The 17,096-nt window shown below is 36.7% G+C and carries 16 protein-coding genes; 3 read left to right on the top strand and 13 right to left on the bottom strand.

Annotation, left to right across the window (positions count from 1 at the left end):
* Window positions 1-60: 60 nt before the first annotated feature.
* Window positions 61-378, top strand: a complete 318-nt coding sequence (locus ACZLO7_RS05955; RefSeq protein ID WP_464938147.1) for a YtpI family protein — start codon at window positions 61-63, stop codon at window positions 376-378.
* 42 nt (window positions 379-420) lie between these two features.
* Here the strand turns inward: ACZLO7_RS05955 and ACZLO7_RS05950 are convergent, their stop codons facing one another.
* Together ACZLO7_RS05950 and ACZLO7_RS05945 are read right to left on the bottom strand one after the other, a co-directional pair.
* A complete protein-coding gene (locus ACZLO7_RS05950; RefSeq protein WP_464938148.1) occupies window positions 421-1,731 on the bottom strand; it encodes a DRTGG domain-containing protein in 1,311 nt (436 codons plus the stop codon).
* Between the two features lie 114 nt (window positions 1,732-1,845).
* Complete coding sequence (locus ACZLO7_RS05945) at window positions 1,846-2,526, bottom strand: metal-dependent hydrolase (RefSeq protein ID WP_464938149.1); 681 nt, start codon at window positions 2,524-2,526, stop codon at window positions 1,846-1,848.
* Between the two features lie 144 nt (window positions 2,527-2,670).
* Between ACZLO7_RS05945 and ACZLO7_RS05940 the strand changes: the two genes are divergently transcribed.
* Window positions 2,671-3,759, top strand: a complete 1,089-nt coding sequence (locus ACZLO7_RS05940; protein WP_464938150.1) for a M24 family metallopeptidase — start codon at window positions 2,671-2,673, stop codon at window positions 3,757-3,759.
* Window positions 3,760-4,602: 843 nt separating this feature from the next.
* Here ACZLO7_RS05940 and ald read toward each other — a convergent pair.
* The gene (ald, locus tag ACZLO7_RS05935) at window positions 4,603-5,718 is read right to left on the bottom strand and encodes an alanine dehydrogenase (RefSeq protein WP_464938151.1); all 1,116 of its coding nucleotides are present in this window, start codon (window positions 5,716-5,718) and stop codon (window positions 4,603-4,605) included.
* 317 nt (window positions 5,719-6,035) lie between these two features.
* On the opposite strand from ald, the gene ACZLO7_RS05930 reads away from it, so the two are divergent.
* Window positions 6,036-6,491 carry a universal stress protein gene (locus ACZLO7_RS05930; RefSeq protein WP_464938152.1) on the top strand — a complete coding sequence of 152 codons (456 nt, stop codon included), beginning with the start codon at window positions 6,036-6,038 and terminating at the stop codon, window positions 6,489-6,491.
* 53 nt (window positions 6,492-6,544) lie between these two features.
* Here ACZLO7_RS05930 and ACZLO7_RS05925 read toward each other — a convergent pair whose 3' ends face one another.
* The 10 genes from ACZLO7_RS05925 to ezrA all read right to left on the bottom strand — a co-directional run bounded on the left by ACZLO7_RS05925 (window position 6,545) and on the right by ezrA (window position 17,011).
* Complete coding sequence (locus ACZLO7_RS05925; protein ID WP_464938153.1) at window positions 6,545-7,480, bottom strand: class I SAM-dependent methyltransferase; 936 nt, start codon at window positions 7,478-7,480, stop codon at window positions 6,545-6,547.
* A gap of 75 nt (window positions 7,481-7,555) precedes the next feature.
* Window positions 7,556-8,059 carry a thiol peroxidase gene (gene tpx / locus ACZLO7_RS05920; RefSeq protein WP_464938154.1) on the bottom strand — a complete coding sequence of 168 codons (504 nt, stop codon included), beginning with the start codon at window positions 8,057-8,059 and terminating at the stop codon, window positions 7,556-7,558.
* A gap of 24 nt (window positions 8,060-8,083) precedes the next feature.
* Complete coding sequence (locus ACZLO7_RS05915; RefSeq protein ID WP_464938155.1) at window positions 8,084-8,710, bottom strand: RDD family protein; 627 nt, start codon at window positions 8,708-8,710, stop codon at window positions 8,084-8,086.
* A 13-nt stretch (window positions 8,711-8,723) separates the two neighbouring features.
* Window positions 8,724-9,749, bottom strand: coding sequence for a signal peptide peptidase SppA (sppA, locus tag ACZLO7_RS05910; protein WP_464938156.1), 1,026 nt, complete (start codon window positions 9,747-9,749; stop codon window positions 8,724-8,726).
* Window positions 9,750-9,820: 71 nt separating this feature from the next.
* Complete coding sequence (rarD, locus tag ACZLO7_RS05905) at window positions 9,821-10,717, bottom strand: EamA family transporter RarD (RefSeq protein ID WP_464938157.1); 897 nt, start codon at window positions 10,715-10,717, stop codon at window positions 9,821-9,823.
* A 142-nt stretch (window positions 10,718-10,859) separates the two neighbouring features.
* Window positions 10,860-12,437: an acyl-CoA synthetase MbcS gene (gene mbcS / locus ACZLO7_RS05900; protein WP_464938158.1), complete on the bottom strand. Its 1,578-nt coding sequence runs from the start codon at window positions 12,435-12,437 to the stop codon at window positions 10,860-10,862.
* Between the two features lie 176 nt (window positions 12,438-12,613).
* Window positions 12,614-12,814 carry an alpha/beta-type small acid-soluble spore protein gene (locus tag ACZLO7_RS05895; protein WP_038187843.1) on the bottom strand — a complete coding sequence of 67 codons (201 nt, stop codon included), beginning with the start codon at window positions 12,812-12,814 and terminating at the stop codon, window positions 12,614-12,616.
* A gap of 80 nt (window positions 12,815-12,894) precedes the next feature.
* A complete protein-coding gene (gene thiI, locus ACZLO7_RS05890; RefSeq protein ID WP_464938159.1) occupies window positions 12,895-14,097 on the bottom strand; it encodes a tRNA uracil 4-sulfurtransferase ThiI in 1,203 nt (400 codons plus the stop codon).
* Window positions 14,094-15,242: a cysteine desulfurase family protein gene (locus ACZLO7_RS05885; protein ID WP_464938160.1), complete on the bottom strand. Its 1,149-nt coding sequence runs from the start codon at window positions 15,240-15,242 to the stop codon at window positions 14,094-14,096. The genes thiI and ACZLO7_RS05885 overlap by 4 nt, the downstream gene beginning before the upstream one ends.
* A 77-nt stretch (window positions 15,243-15,319) precedes the next feature.
* The gene (ezrA, locus tag ACZLO7_RS05880) at window positions 15,320-17,011 is read right to left on the bottom strand and encodes a septation ring formation regulator EzrA (RefSeq protein ID WP_464938161.1); all 1,692 of its coding nucleotides are present in this window, start codon (window positions 17,009-17,011) and stop codon (window positions 15,320-15,322) included.
* Window positions 17,012-17,096 lie beyond the last annotated feature (85 nt).

The raw sequence follows: 17,096 nt of genomic DNA, 5'->3' as shown, positions 1-17,096 counted from the left end.
CGCTTTTTCTTGTATTTATCGTTAAACTAGAATCAGCTTTGCTTTTATAGGAGGAACACCATGTCTAATATTTTGAATATTGTTCTAGCAATATTGATTGCTATTACAGTTGCTTTTTATTTTTACCTTAAGACTAAACAATTCCGTTCTGATTTACCTATTCACAAAAAATGGTATTCAAGTCGTGCTGGTGTAGCTTTAGGCGGCTTATTAGTTATTTTCGGTATTAACCAAATGATTATGTACCACACCAATTTAACGTATATTATATGTGCAGTTTTAGTTCTTTTCGGTCTATTTACTGCATTTAATTATAATAAACGAGTTCGCCACTATGGACAATTTGTTGAAGAAGAATATCGTTTGAATAAAAAGTGATGCACAGTACTGTGCATCACTTTTTTGTAGAATTCAATACGTTTAGCGCTCTAATAATTGGAAAGTCATCATTGCTTTTCCTACTAAAACGGCTTCACTATATACTTCGAAATCCATTTTCACAAATTTACGACTCATATCTAAAATGCGTGGTTTTACGACTAATGATGTCTCCATTTGAACTGGTTTCATATGATAAATTGTCATATTTTCTACGACACTTTCACCACGCTTAAATTTTTTAAGTGCACTAGAACCTGCTTCGACTAATAACGTAGTAAATGCTCCGTATGAAATGGCACCAAATTGGTTTGTCATTTGAGGTGTAACAGTAAATTCTACTGTAGTTTCCTCATCATCTCGCGCCATTTTGATTTCATTTTTTACTAGGTCATCAATTGTTTCACCGTGTTGGGGCTGTCTTTGAGCCATTTGTAACGCTTTTAAGACATCCTGACGACTAATTACACCTTGTAACAATCCATGATCATCGACTACTGGCAGTAAATCAATGCCTTCCCAGATCATACGATGCCCTGCAGTTGCAACACTTGTTTTCATCGACACAGTAATAGGGTTACGTGTCATTAATCGATCTATCGGGTCGTCATCTTGTTTACCGATCACATCACGTGATGTCACGATTCCAACAATTTTATGATGCTTATCCACTACTGGGAATCCACCATGAGTCGTTGAGGCATTTAATAAATTGTACTCACGAACCGAATCAGTCGATTTTAAGAAGGCAGTATCTTTCATTGAGACGAAAATATCTTCAATTAATAAAATCTCTTTCTTAATCAGTTGGTCATAAATAGCACGGTTAATCATTGTTGCAACCGTAAAAGTATCGTAGCTTGTTGAAATAATTGGCAGTTCTAATTGATCAGCGAGCTTTTTCGTTTCATCCGCTGCATCAAAGCCCCCTGTTATTAAAACAGCTGCTCCTTCTCTTAAAGCATTCTCATGCGTACGACTACGGTTCCCAACAATTAAAAGACAGCCTGCATCGGTATAACGCATCATATCCTCAAGCTTCATCGCACCGATGACAAATTTCGTAAGTGTTTTATGCAACCCGTCTTTACCACCTAGCACTTGTCCATCCACTATATTAACGATTTCAGCAAAAGTAAGTCTTTCAATATTTTCTTTTTTCTTCTTCTCAATTCGAATCGTTCCTACACGTTCAATCGTGCTTACGAGTCGTCTTGTTTCTGCTTCCTTAATTGCACGATAAGCAGTACCCTCACTCACGGAAATATCCTTTGCGATTTGTCGCACAGAAATTTTATCTCCTACAGGAAGTGATTCTATATATTGAAGAATTTTCTCATGTTTTGTTGCCATAAAATCACCTATTTTCCAACATCATTATCGTTTAAGTGTACCACATTCCAGTCATTTTCATTAAATTTTCATTAATTGAAAAACCAATAAGGACATAACCTTTCTTTCTTTTATCTAAATATCCATTTCTTCTCCCGGATTTAGTACTTTCACTTCAGTTATCGAGACCATTTCAGCAAAATCATGTGGATCTTGTTCGATCACAGGGAACGTATTATAATGCACCGGAACAACAACTTTCGGTTTTAAAAGAGCCACCGCATACGCTGCATCCTCAGGTCCCATTGTAAAGTTATCTCCAATTGGCAAAAACGCTACATCAATCGGATGACGTTCGCCTATTAATTTCATATCACTAAACAGAGCTGTATCACCGGCATGATAAATCGTCTTTCCATCTGCAAAAAATAAAATACCAGCTGGCATACCTGTATAAATAATTTCACGATTTTCTGTCGTATAAGACGAACCATGGAATGCTTGTGTTAATTTTACTTTACCAAAATCAAATACATGAGAACCGCCTATATGTAATGGATGCGTTCTAACGCCCTGCCATGACAAATAATTTGCTAGCTCGTCAGGTGCTACGACTAAAGCATTAGAGGCTTTTGCAATCTCTACTGTATCCCCGACATGATCATTATGACCATGTGTCAACAATATCACATCTGGCTTTTGGTCCTTTACGTTTAAATCAGTTAATTTGTTTCCATTAATAAAAGGATCGAATAAAATAGTATAACCATTCACCTGAATTTTCACAATTGAATGCCCATGGTAAGAAATCTTCATAATTAAATCCTCCTAATATTTCGACTTACTAAAAAATATTCGTTATCAATACGTTTTCTCCTTCTTTTTTGGTATTCTTATACTATAATACTGAAGGCGCCAGTTTAGTTTCAGCCTGTTAAAACAATCCGAGGGGGATTAATAGTGAGTAAAATACAAACGATTTCAAACTATTTAAAAGAGCAAAGTATTGATGCTGCATTCATAACAACACCTGATAATGTGTTTTATGTATCTGGATTTAAAAGTGATCCACACGAGAGACTTCTGGGCGTAATGATTTTCCAAGATGCAGAACCATTTTTAATTTGCCCTAAAATGGAAGTACCTGATGCCAAATCTGCAGGCTGGTCACATGAAGTAGTCGGTCATGAAGACACTGATAATGCATGGGAACTATTACATCAAGCAGCAGAAGCACGTGGACTTTCATTACAAAACATTGCAATCGAAAAATCACATTTAACTGTTGAACGTTTAGAAGCACTTAATGCCTTCTTCCCAGCAACAAAATTTGTTGGCTTTGATGACCAATTAAATAATATGCGTTTAGTGAAATCAGAAGAAGAACTTGAAAACTTACGTCAAGCAGCTGCTCTAGCAGATTACGCTATAGAAGTAGGTTGCAGTGAAGTTGCTGAGGGTAAAACGGAACTTGAAATTTTATCTGCCATTGAACTAGCCATGAAGAAAAAAGGCGTTTATATGTCATTCGACACAATGGTTTTAAGTGGTAAGAAAACAGCTTCTCCTCATGGTAATCCTGGTGAACGTAAAATTGAAAAAGGGGATTTCATCTTATTTGACCTTGGTGTTGTCTATAACGGCTATTGCTCCGATATTACACGTACAGTGTCATTTGGCGAACCAACATCAGCTCAAAAAGAAATTTACGAGGCTGTTCGCAAAGCCAATGAATCTGCAATTACAGCTGTTAAACCTGGCGTACGTGCGATGGATTTAGATAAAATTTCTCGTGACGTTATTACAGAGGCTGGTTATGGTGAATATTTCACACACCGTCTAGGGCATGGCCTAGGTATTTCCGTACATGAATACCCATCTGTTCACGGTGCTAACAAAATGCCCCTTCAAGAAGGAATGGTCTTCACAATTGAACCTGGAATTTATAAAGGGGATGTTACTGGCGTCCGAATTGAAGACGACGTGTATGTAACTAAAGATGGCGTAGAAGTTCTAACGAAATATCCAAAAGAATTAATCATTCTTTAATAATAAAAAGGACTACGCTTCAATTGAGTAGTCCTTTTTATTTTGAAGACAAAAGACAGTTAATTGGCTCATTCCAAATTCCTATTAAATTTTTCTCAATAAATTTATTATTATAGAGAGTAATACACTAAGAGCAGCGAAGAAGCGGCTCGACGTTCGCCCGAGGAAAGTGAGCGGTAAGCTTCGGGGGAACCTGATCTATCCTGTATAGCATGGAAAACAGAAGGTAGCACTTTATTGGTTTGGAGAAGCGTCCACTCGACTCCTGCGGGAAAAGCGAGACAGACGAGACCCTGCAGAAGCGTAGCGACGAAGCGGCTCGGCTCTCGCCCGCGGAAAGCGAGCGGTAAGCTTCGGAAAACCGGATCTATCCTGTATATATAGGAAACAGAAGGTAGCACTTTATTGGTTTGGAGAAGCGTCCACTCGACTCCTGTGGGAAAAGCGAGACAGTCGAGACCCTGCAGAAGCGTAGCGACGAAGCGGCTCGGCTCTCGCCCGCGGAAAGTGAGCGGTAAGCTTCGGGGGAACCTGATCTATCCTGTATAGCATGGAAAACAGAAGGTAGCACTTTATTGGTTTGGAGAAGCGTCCACTCGACTCCTGCGGGAAAAGCGAGACAGACGAGACCCTGCAGAAGCGTAGCGACGAAGCGGCTCGGCTCTCGCCCGCGGAAAGCGAGCGGTAAGCTTCGGAAAACCGGATCTATCCTGTATACAAATACTGTAGTAAACTCATTTTTTCCGAGTTTGTCTACAATTTGAAAGGACTACTCTTCAATTGAGTAGTCCTTTTTTATACAAAAAGCCACTTAGTAATTTTACTAAGTGGCTCTCTCTATCATTATCTTAACAATGTATCCGCATCTATATAAGGATGATTTAATGCTTCAGCAACAGCTGCAAAAGTAACGTGACCATCTAAAGTATTTAATCCCTTTTTCAACGCTTCATTGTCTAAGCAAGCTTGTTGATAGCCTTTGTTAGCAATTTGTAAAGCGTAAGGAACAGTGTTATTTGTAAGTGCCATTGTTGAAGTACGTGGCACAGCCCCTGGCATATTTGCTACAGCATAATGTACTACTCCATGTTTCACATAAGTAGGATTGTCATGAGTTGTAATACGATCAGAAGTTTCGAAAATACCACCTTGATCAATTGCAATATCTACTACTACAGAACCAGGAGACATTGATTTAATCATTTCTTCTGTTACAAGTTTAGGCGCTTTTGCTCCTGGAATTAATACTGCTCCAATAACTAAATCTGAATTTTTTACAGACTCAGCAATATTGAATGGGTTTGAAATAAGCGTTTGTACATCGCTTCCAAATTGGTCGTCTAATACGCGTAATCGTTCTGGGCTTAGGTCGATAATTGTTACGTCAGCACCCATTCCAATAGCAATTTGCGCTGCGTTTGCACCAGCCATTCCTCCACCAATAATAGTAACTTTACCACGTGGCACACCTGGTACACCACCTAGAAGAATACCTTTACCACCTTCCATTTTCTCAAGATACTGAGCACCAATTTGAGTTGCCATACGTCCTGCAACTTCACTCATAGGTGTTAATAACGGTAATGATCTGTTTGGAAGTTGTACTGTTTCATAAGCAATACCTACAACTTTTTTATCTAGCAATGCTTGTGTTAACTCTGCCTCTGGTGCTAAGTGTAAATATGTAAACAGAATTAGACCTTCATGGAAATAACCATATTCAGAAGCAATTGGTTCCTTTACCTTCATTACCATTTCTTGAGACCAAGCTTCTTCAGCTGTCGCTACAATATGTGCTCCAGCAGCTACATAATCTTCATCTCCAAAACCAGATCCTAGACCTGCTCCAGTTTCGATGAATACTTCATGTCGGAAAACTGTTAAGTTGACAACCCCAGCAGGTGTCATAGCAACACGATTTTCATTGTTTTTAATCTCTTTCGGAATACCAATCTTCATAATCCATCCTCCTAAATGTGAAAAGCTATTAACTCTTGTTGTATTGATAATATTAACAAGGATTGCTATTTAAAAACATGTTCATTTTAACAGATTTTAACACTCATTTGTGTATAAATTTAGAAAATTATATTTTTTTATTATTCTATCAATATAAGTCTTTTATAAAATGCAATCTTTAGCATATATTTTTTATTGATTTACATGGAATTGTTCACACTTTTATTGGAAAACTTTCATAATTACTTCAATATTGTGGGGTTTATTTGTTTCTTTTGGGTGGTATAATATTATTAACTATAGAGGAGGAATTACATATGACATTATCCTATAACAATATCATTGTGGCTGTAGACGGTTCTGAAGAAGCAAAGTGGGCATTCAAAAAAGCTGTTGCAATTGCAAAACGTAACAATGCAACGTTAAATTTAGTAAACGTAATCGACACTCGTTCATTTGCTGCTGTTGAAGCATACGATCGTTCAATTGCTGAACGTGCACAGGGCTTTGCAGAAGAATTACTTAGTGGATATAAAAAAGAAGCTGAAACAGCTGGCGTAGAAAATGTTAAAGTTTTAATCGAATACGGTTCCCCGAAAACAATTATTACAAAAGAAATTTCAAAAAAATACGAAGTGGATTTAATCATCTGTGGTGCAACTGGTCTAAACGCTGTTGAACGTTTCCTAATCGGTAGTGTTTCTGAAAACATCGTTCGTTCTGCAAAATGTGATGTACTTGTAGTACGTACACCAGAACCTGCTGCTGAATAATTATTAAATAAAAAGAGGCTACTAATAATAATTAGGAGCCTCTTTTTCACGCACTATTTTTGCTCTTTTTTCCAAATTTGAACTTTTGTAAAGAACATTTCTAATGCTTGCTTATTAGTCATACTTGGTACTTTAGCAAGCAATACTTCCTTCACAGGTTTTCCATCAGCACTTTTCTTTTGTAAGATAAATAAACTTTTCGAATGTGTTTTATTCGAGAAAAGTGAACTTGGTAATTGAATTACTGCTTGAATCCATGCCGTTTTTTGTAGATATTTATACAAACCTTGCGCTTGTTCTGATTCGAAAATATTCTCTGGTACTAAGAAGAATAAATAACCGCCATCCTTCGAATATTTTAATGATTGCTCGATAAATAAGTGATGCGCATATGTCATGCCTTCAGTAGCCTTCAGCTCAAATTCCTTTGCAACCTCATCATTTGGATAGTAACCTACTGGTAAATCACAAACTACAGCATCAGCAGGGTCAATCATTAAATTTTGTAATGCGTCTTGACGGAAAAGCGCAACAGGCTGCTCCGTTAAATCGGCAGCTGCAGCCGCTAATTGGATAAGTAGCTCGTCAATTTCTACTCCGATCCCATCCACTCGGTCTTGTAGTAAGTTCATTACTGTTAATAGTAAATTCCCTGTACCAACTGCTGGGTCTAGAAGTTTGATTTTACCGTCTGCCTCCTCTTTACTACCCAAAAATTGTTCCACGAAATACCCAACTAACAATCCTAGTGCATCTGGAGTCATTTGGTGATTAGGTTGTGCATTTTCACGCATCCCTTTTAAAATTGCCAGCTGAATTGCCTTACGGATTTCTTCTTTTGAAGCGACTTTACCAGCAGGTATACTATCGCCATCCAACCACGCATTCAAAACTTCTAAAACACTATCTAAATATGATAATTCTTGTTCCTTTTCTATCTTCTGAGCATTGTCATTAATAAAAGAAAAGAGATTTTCAATTGTTTCCATATATACTCCTTCAAACGTGAAACCCACTCAAAAGGCAGAGTGGGTTTCATGTTGTAATAATCATTAGAATTCTTATTATACTAGTTCTTTAACAGCTGCTAATGCACCTTCGTAATCCGGGTGTGTTGTACCTTCAGATACATACTCAGCATAAACAACTTTTCCAGTTTGGTCTACAACGAATACAGAACGCGCTAATAAACGAAGTTCTTTCATATGTACACCATAAGCATCACCGAATGACATACTGCGGTGATCTGATAATGTATAGACATTTTCGATACCGTTCGCGCCGCACCAGCGTTTTTGAGCGAAAGGTAAGTCACATGAGATTGTTAAAATGGCTACATCTTCACCTAAATCAGAAGCAGCTTCATTGAAACGACGTGTTTGTGCATCACAAACACCTGTGTCTATTGAAGGTACTACACTTATTAGACGAATTTTACCTTCAAAATCTTGTAATGTTTTGTCAGAAAGATCTGGAGCTACCACTGTAAAGTTAGGTGCTTGATCCCCTACTTTTACTTCGTTACCTACTAATGTTACAGGGTTATTTTTAAATGTTACTTGTACCATTTCAACGCCTCCTTGTATTTAATCTTACTCGAAACTTTTAGGCTCTTGCAACTGAGAAACCTCAGAATCAGTTGCTTCTTTATCAACAGATAAATTTCTCTCTTCTTTTGATTCGGCGATAGTAGGTTCTTTTTGTTCCACTCGTACCATCTTATCATGTTTTTCATAAGTATTTTCATGAACTACAATTGTATCCGCAATATAATCATGCAAACCTTTTTTATTTGGTGTGAAAGCTACCATCCAATAGATAACTGGTAAAGTAGCTGAAAAGAATCTTCCAATCCACTCTCGGAATATTACTGTACCCCACTTTAACTTTTCCTCTTTTTCATGGATTACTTTAAGTCCTAGCACCATTTTCCCAACTGTTTGATTCCAAAACTTTGTCATGATTACAAAGTATAAATAAAAGATAACACTAGAAACAATCGTTACCGGTGCATACCATGGCGCATTCGCAGTATCAATTCCGAGTATAGTTACAATCGGATTCACTGTTAAGCCTGAAATCGCGCTAATGATAGCTAAGTCCAATAAGTAAGCCCAAAATCGAACCCAAAACCCTGCTGGTTTTAATTGATATTGTTCTATTTTTCTAACCTGTACCGGCTCTTGACTAATCGTGTTTACCTCAACAAATCCTGTCAATTTTCATCGCCCCTTACTCATCACCGTACATATACATCATACGTGGTGCAGAATTGTAGTTAGAAAGAATTTTACTAATTGCTTGTGTTTCAGCAGAAGCGCCGCCGAATAGATTATTCATTTTCACAGAGAATAATGAAGTCCAATCTTCAGTTGCTGTATATTCAAATACTTCTGCACCTTTTAGATTATGATCCTTCTTCATCGCTTCAATCGTATCTTCTGCATAGCCGATTTCGTCTGCTAAGCCAGCTTTAATCGCTTGAGTACCATTTAATATTCGGCCATCTGCAACTTTCTTAACTTCTTTTTCACTCATGCCACGACCATCCTCAATAACATCCACGAAACGTTCATAGGAATCATTAATCATTTCTTGTAGCATAGAACGCTCATCAGACGTCATTTCACGTGTAGGGCTCATAATATCTTTGTACTTACCTGTTTTGATTGTTTGAAATTCAATTCCATACTTTTCTGCTAATTTGCCATAATTCATACCTTGCATAATTACACCGATTGACCCAGTCATCGTTTCTTCATCTAAAAAGATCTTATCAGCTGGTGCTGAAATATAATAACCACCTGAAGCAGCCATTGATCCCATAGATACATAAAACGGAATTTTACGTTCCTGTTGAAGTTCTTTAATCTTGTCATAAATTTGTTTTGACTCAATAACAGTACCACCTGGTGAGTTCACTTTTAAAACTACACCTTTAATAGACTTATCATTTATAATCGACTCTAATTGATTCATAAAGAACTTATGATTGTAACTTGGTGACCCTCCTAATAAAGAACCAGAACCTCCATTATCTTGAATTGTACCGTTTACGGATAATACAGCAATTCGCTTATTAAAATCACCTGATTCAATTGGTATTTCGCTATATGTAGTACCGCCAGACATATTAAGCATGTTATCAAATTTTGATGTAAAGTCTGTTGTAGCAAGCTTTAATACAGTATTTACGCCAATTGAAGCAACTAATAAAAAAGTAGCTGCGCCTAAAGCGATCCATCTTTTTGCATTCATCTTTTTTTCCTCCTTTTACCTTCTATTAACTTACGAATCAAACTTGATAATGTTTCGTTTTTTTGAAATTACTAATTTTTTGTTTTTCTTACCTCTATAATCTTAGTAATTGAAAATAATATTAATGCTACCCAAATGAAAGTAAATGATAATAAATCTATACCACTAAATGATTCACCGTATACAATTACACCTAAAAACAACATAATAGTTGGTGATACATACTGGATAAATCCAACTAAATATAAAGGAATATTCTGTGCACCAGTCGCAAATAATATTAATGGTACCGCTGTTACTATACCCGTCCCCAAAATAAGTAAATCTGTTTTCATATCGATATGTAAAAATGAAATATTTCCGTGGAAATAAACATAGACATAATATGCGACTGCAACAGGTAATATAAAGAATGTCTCTAATACTAATCCTCTTGTTGCATCCACTAGTACTTTCTTTTTCAGTAAACCATATACCCCAAATGATAATGCTAAACCAAATGACAGCCAAGGAATTTGACCGTATGAAATAGTTAATATTAACACTCCGATAGCAGCGATTATGAAAGATAGCACTTGTGCCTTAGATAGTTTTTCCTTTAAAAAGAAAATCCCTAATAATACAGACACTAATGGATTCATATAATAACCTAAGCTAGATTCTACGATATGATTATTATTAACAGCCCATATGTATAAAAACCAATTGAATGAAATTAAATAAGCTGCAGCAACTAGTAACCAAAATGATTTTGGTTGCTGCCAAAGTTGTTTAAAATCTGCTATTAATGTTTTTCCTTGTTTTAAGATGCATACAAATATTAATGTTAAAATGAATGACCAAATTACACGCCCTGCTAATACCTCTTCGCTTGAAACATGCTGTAACCCTTTCCAATAGAAAGGAAAGAACCCCCACATTATATACGCCCCTAAGGCAAAAAGTATGCCTTTCTTTTCGTTCTGCAAAGAAACACCTCATTCTATATTCAATTTATAGATTATCGCTACAATTATATGATTTTAGTGTACGAAAGTAAACGTAACATAAAAAAGAAGACCTATTCCGCCGCCATGTTGCAGTGACTATAGGCCTTCTACTTATCTATTATTATGCTTTATTTAATTCTAGATTCCTTAACTCAACTCGGCGAATTTTACCGGAGGTTGTCTTTGGTAATTCATCTATAAACTCAATCGCTCTCGGATATTTATAAGGTGCCGTTAGCTGTTTCACATGGTCTTGTAACTCTTGTATAAGCGTAATTGAACCTTTATCTTCTATATTTTTTAAGACGACAAATGCTTTTACGATATTACCACGAATCTCATCTGGACTTGCGATAACAGCGCACTCTTGTACTGCAGGGTGTTTGACTAAAGCATCCTCCACTTCAAATGGTCCAATTGTATAGCCTGAACTAATGATAATATCATCAGATCGCCCTTCGAACCAGAAGTAACCATCTTTATCCTTTTTAGCTTGGTCGCCTGTAATGTAATAATCACCACGGAATTGCATACTCGTTCTTTCTGGATCTTTTAAATATTCTTTAAAAAGAGCAGGTGTCGTTACATGTACTGCAATATCGCCAACTTCACCAGCTGGGCATGGTTTGCCGTATTCATCAACAACATCAACGATATTACCTGGTGTTGGTTTCCCCATTGACCCCGGTCTTGCTTCCATACCTTTCATTGTGCCGACTAATAGTGTATTTTCTGTTTGCCCATAGCCATCACGGACTTCTAAGTCAAATAATCTTGCAAATACATCGATTACCTCACGATTTAACGGTTCACCTGCAGAAACTGCACTGTGTAATGCAGATAGATTATATTCTCCTAAACCGTCAACCTTCGCCATAATGCGATATTCTGTTGGCGTACAGCACAATGCATTAATTTTATAGCTTTCCAATAATTGCAAGTATTTTGTTGCCTCAAATTTGCCATTATAAACAAAACCAGTTGCTCCACTACCTAATACCGATAAGAAAGGACTCCAAATCCATTTTTGCCAACCTGGACTTGCCGTTGCCCATACAAGATCACCATCTTTAATACCAAGCCAATGAGCTGCCGCTGTTTTTAAATGTGCATAAGCCCAACCATGCGTATGGACAACGCCCTTAGGATTTCCTGTTGTGCCACTTGTATATGATAAAAATGCCATATCTGTATTTTTTGTCGGTGCCATTTCAAATTGTTCAGATGCTGTTTCTGCTTCTTGAATAATTTCAATCCAAGGTTTATGTGCTTGACCAATAACAAAAAGTTTTAAGCCTTCTAAATGTTTTACTTCATCAAATTGTTCAATATATGGCTCGTAAGAAACGATGGCCTTGGCTTCACTATGTACAAGGCGATAATCAATATCCTTTGCACGTAACAGCTCAGAACTAGGAATAACGACTAGTCCAGCTTTCAGAGCAGCTACATACGTAACATATGCATCGATTAAGCGAGGTACCATTATAAGGACTACATCACCTTTTTTCAAGCCATGATTGGTAAATACATTTGCCACTTTATTTGCCTTTTTTATTAATCCAGCATATGTGATTTCATCTGTATTACCACTTTCGTTTTCATAAACAATGGCTTTCCTTGCCTCATCATGAATATACCTTTCAAATTCCTCAACTAAATTATAGTCTTCTGGCGCAAGTAAATCTTCGCGTTTCATGAAAAAACCCCCCTTAAGATGCTCACATTAAGAATATTTATATTATACAGAAAATTCTAACTTCTAACAACTTTTTATGCACTATCACCTATTAGTACTAGGTAATAAAACTTATACAAAAAGAAGCCGGTGACAAATTTGCCACCGACTTCTGCTTTGGTTACTTAATCATTTGATTATTTGTTGTAACCTTTTAATTGTTGCTCAGCCATTTGCACTAATCGCTTAGTAATTTCTCCGCCAACGGAACCGTTAGCACGCGATGATGCGTCTGGACCAAGTTGCACTCCGAATTCTTGTGCGATTTCGTATTTCATTTGGTCGATCGCTTGTTTAGCACCTGCTACTTCAAGTGGATTTGAATTTGAATTTGCCATGTGTATCACCTCCTTGTGAATATAGAATGCGCCGAAGGAGGAATTTCATACAGGCAAATTACAGGAAATTCTTTCTTGTATTAGAGTAAATCTGCAAATTCATCTTGCTTCTGCTTCGGAAACGTATGAATTTCGCGGTTTTGCACTGCTTTTTGAATCATTTCATCGAAGTCAGTAAAGCTTTCATAATACACAACTTTCTCTAATTTCGGTTTTGTTTTTGGACTTGCAGGTGTAAATACCGTACAGCAGTCCTCATATGGACGTATTGAAATATCATAAGTGTCAATTTTTCTTGCTACATCAATAATTTCTAATTTATCGTATGTGATTAATGGGCGTAAAATAGGCGTTGAAGTTACTTCATTAATAGCAGCTAAGCTTTCTAAGGTCTGGCTTGCTACTTGTCCTAAGTTTTCGCCGGTTACAATTGCTGTTGCACCAATTTCTTGTCTTACGGCACCTGAAATCTTCATCATCATACGTCGTGTTGAAGTCATAGTTACGTTTTCTGGCACTTGTTGTTGGATTACTTGTTGAATTTCAGTAAATGGAATGATATGAAGACGCACATTTGCGCCAAAGCGACTCATTCTTTCCGCTAAATCTTTAACTTTTTCAAGTGAACGATCGCTTGTAAATGGCGGACTGAAGAAATGAATTGCTTCTATTCGTACACCGCGTTTCATCATATAATAGCCTGCAACTGGACTGTCGATACCACCAGACAATAATAACAATGCTTTTCCGTTGGCACCTACTGGTAAACCACCAGCACCAGGAATTACTTCTACCATCATATATACTGCATGTTCACGTACTTCAATACGAAGTTCAATTTCAGGTTCTTTCATTTGAACATGTAAATTCGGAATGTTGCTTAATACATGTCCACCCATTTCAAGTTGTAACTCATATGTGTCTAACGGAAATCTTTTATCTGAACGCTTTGCATTTACTTTAAACGATTTACCATCAGTATCGATTGATTTCATAATATTAATTGCAAGTTCTTTCATTGCATCTAAAGTGGGTTCGCATTTTGCAACAGGACTAAAAGAATGGATACCAAAAACTGTTGGTAAACGTTTAATCAGTTCATCCATATCATCGTCGTTATCACTGCTAATATACATACGATCTCGTTCTGCACGAATTTTCATATCTGGTATATCTGCAAATGAGAAGCGTAAATTTTCTCTTAATCGTGTGATAAATTGTTTTCGATTACGTCCTTTAGTCGTTAATTCACCGTAACGTATTAGTATTTCATGCCATTTCATAGTTGAATTGTCTCTCCTTTTAATTGTTTCATCATTTTAGCAAATACTACTTTAAATTGTTCGATATCTGAATTTGTTAAGCCATTACCAAGACTTATTCGTATAACACCTTTTTCAAAACTTTCTTCTATATGAAGTGCTTCTATAACATGACTAATACTGGAATCTTTTGAAGAACACGCACTAGATGTTGATACGATAAACCCTTCACTTTGCAATGCATTGACAACTACTTCACCTTTTAAGCCTCTTACACTGCAACTTATAATATGCGGAGCACCATCATTACTTGAAATAACGTGAACATGATAAAAGTTATTAAAAAATGCATGTAAATCATCGCGCCACTTTGCAAATTTCGCTGTACTTTCTGCCATTTGCTCCATAATTAAGCGCATAGCTTTTGCTAAAGCAACATTTTGTGGTACAGCAACAGTTCCGCTACGGTAACCTAGTTCTTGGCCACCACCATGTAAAATCGGTTGGATTTTAATGCGCTTAGAAAAGGCTAATAATCCTGTTCCTTTTAAGCCATGTATTTTATGACCAGATATAGTTAAAGCATCAGGCCCGCTATCTCCGTGAAATTGCACTGGTAATTTACCGAAGCTTTGCACTGCATCCACATGGAAAAATGCACGACTATTTGCACGGATTATCTTTGCCATTTCCGGAATTGGTTGAATAGCTCCCATTTCATTATTTACGTGCATAATACTAACAAGAACAGTATCTTTACGAATTTTACTTTGCAGGTCGGAAAGCATAATTCTTCCATTCCCATCAACTTCGATGAATTCTAATTCAAAACCTTCTTTTGTTAAATGACGAGCACTTTCGATGACAGATGGATGTTCGATAGCGGAGATTAGAATATGCTTGCCACGATGTTGGTTTGCTCTAGCAAGACCTTTAATAGCAAAGTTATTTGATTCTGTTCCACCCGACGTAAAAATGATATGCTCAGGCTCTGTTTTCAGAATTTGTCCGATTTGTTCCCTTGCTTTCATTAATAATGTATTGGCTTCTGTACCCATTTGATGAAGCGAAGCTGGATTTGCATAGTATCTTTCATTCGCTTGAATAAATGTTTGCAAAACAGCAGAATCTGGTTTTGTCGTCGCGCTATGATCAAGATAAATCAATTGTGTAACCTTCCTTCCAAAAGAAAGCCACCTGCACTCTACCGTGCGGTGGCTTTATGCTTCTCTTATTATGAACGTCAATTGTCGTCTTTGGCAAGTACTTGAATTTTTTTCATGGCACCTGGTTCTGCTTCTTCTACAGCTGTAGCCGCGTTTTCTAGCGCTTTCGCATAACGGAATTCACGGAATGCCTGCTCTGCTTCTAATAAACGTTGGTGCATTGTCGGATTAGATGCACGGTAACGGTTACCGTATTGAATAATTCTTTCGATCAAAAGTACGTTTTCAAGCATTTCTGTTGCTGTATTATGTACATCTTGAATACATTTTTCAGCGGTATCCAAATTCTTATGTACGACTATCATATTCAACGGCACTTCTTTTAAACTTTGAACAACTACAAATAATTGTTCTTCAGCTTCTTCTAAGCGTATATCCATTTCTTCTGGAATCCCTGGAATATTCGCCTTATTTAACATACGATCTGTTTCATGCAATAACTGCTTTAGATTTCCAAGTGTAGCTCTTGCTTTATTTTCATCAATTCTTAAACTCTTTAAGCGATCAGCAAATCGATCTTGCTCTTCAAATAGACGTTCTGTTTCTTCTTTAACTCCCTTTAACTCCTCTTGTAAGCTAGAATAGGCAGATTGTTCTTCTTTTACTTGTACCGATAACAATTCATAACGCTGACGAACTGACATCAATTGTTGTTTACAATTGGTAGGAAGTGCAGCGTCTTTTTCTGATAAATGATATCCTTTTTGAACTTCTTCTGCTTCTCTCGCTGTTTCAACAGTTGATAAAATGACGTCCTCTAATCGATTACCAATTTGTTCAAAGTTTTCATCGACAAATCGCTTAGCCATTACTTCTTTTTCTAATGCATCGTAAAATGAATCGATTTCATCTTTGATTTCATTTACACGATGCTGTACTGAAATTATGTTCAGATCAGCAATTTGTTGTTTAAACTCAGCGATACTCTCTTCAATCACATCTAACTTTTCATTCATTTCTAGATGCTTTAGGAAGAAAGATTGTTCTTCCATTTCACGTTGACCGTTTCGCAGTTCGTGAATATGAGATGGAATTTTGTGTTGAATATCCGTTAATAACGCTGGAATTTCATTTATCAATTTGAAAATTTGTTGACCCTCTTCATCTAACGTAATAACAATTTCTCTTGCTTGCAAATAGTTACCTGATTCCGTTAGTACTTCATATTCTTCAAATTTCGGATTAAATGCCTCCATACGTTTTTCTAATGGATCTGCTGCAGGACCGTAAGAATATTGATGCGCTAACAACGTCTTTCTTGCTGAACGGTACTGATCCTTCAGCTGTTCAATCTCGATTTTGTTTTTCTCTTCACTACCGATTAATTCACCAAGCTCTTTTAAAATTTGGTTCATCTCTTGATCGTACTCATTAATACGTGATTCAATTTCTTTTTCAATGTCTGTCGCTTTGCCAAATTGAAATTTATCCACATGCTCTTCGGCATCAAATAATAGCACGTCGATTTTGGGCATTTCAACGTCCATAAGCTCCGTCCATTTATTACGCCAACGCTCAAACATTTCTTCTGTTTGACCATTCATATTCAGAGCTTTCACTTTTGTTAACTCCTCCAAAACAGGTTTGTTTTGAATTTGAAGCTTTTTCTGTTCCAACCTCTGAATTTCGTTATTATGTTTTCGACGCAAAATGAAAATAAATACTACTATAATACATAGTACGATGATGACGGGAATGATATACTGCATCGTAAGACCCCCTGTTCCTAAATCACTATTTCAGCCAATTAATTAACCTTAATATTACCATGTTTTCGGTGAATTTGTTTACCGT

The sequence above is a fragment of the Viridibacillus sp. d25.2 genome (assembly GCF_055456015.2).
The sequence above is the reverse complement of the archived record's forward strand: the minus strand, read 5'-3'. Positions and strand labels throughout refer to the sequence as shown.

Coding starts and splice junctions, on each gene's coding strand:
- ACZLO7_RS05955 (WP_464938147.1), top strand. CDS start 61: ATGTCTAATATTTTGAATATTGTTCTAGCAATATTGATTGCTATTACA.
- ACZLO7_RS05950 (WP_464938148.1), bottom strand. CDS start 1,731: ATGGCAACAAAACATGAGAAAATTCTTCAATATATAGAATCACTTCCT.
- ACZLO7_RS05945 (WP_464938149.1), bottom strand. CDS start 2,526: ATGAAGATTTCTTACCATGGGCATTCAATTGTGAAAATTCAGGTGAAT.
- ald (WP_464938151.1), bottom strand. CDS start 5,718: ATGAAGATTGGTATTCCGAAAGAGATTAAAAACAATGAAAATCGTGTT.
- ACZLO7_RS05930 (WP_464938152.1), top strand. CDS start 6,036: ATGACATTATCCTATAACAATATCATTGTGGCTGTAGACGGTTCTGAA.
- ACZLO7_RS05925 (WP_464938153.1), bottom strand. CDS start 7,480: ATGGAAACAATTGAAAATCTCTTTTCTTTTATTAATGACAATGCTCAG.
- tpx (WP_464938154.1), bottom strand. CDS start 8,059: ATGGTACAAGTAACATTTAAAAATAACCCTGTAACATTAGTAGGTAAC.
- sppA (WP_464938156.1), bottom strand. CDS start 9,749: ATGAATGCAAAAAGATGGATCGCTTTAGGCGCAGCTACTTTTTTATTA.
- mbcS (WP_464938158.1), bottom strand. CDS start 12,437: ATGAAACGCGAAGATTTACTTGCGCCAGAAGACTATAATTTAGTTGAG.
- ACZLO7_RS05895 (WP_038187843.1), bottom strand. CDS start 12,814: ATGGCAAATTCAAATTCAAATCCACTTGAAGTAGCAGGTGCTAAACAA.
- thiI (WP_464938159.1), bottom strand. CDS start 14,097: ATGAAATGGCATGAAATACTAATACGTTACGGTGAATTAACGACTAAA.
- ezrA (WP_464938161.1), bottom strand. CDS start 17,011: ATGCAGTATATCATTCCCGTCATCATCGTACTATGTATTATAGTAGTA.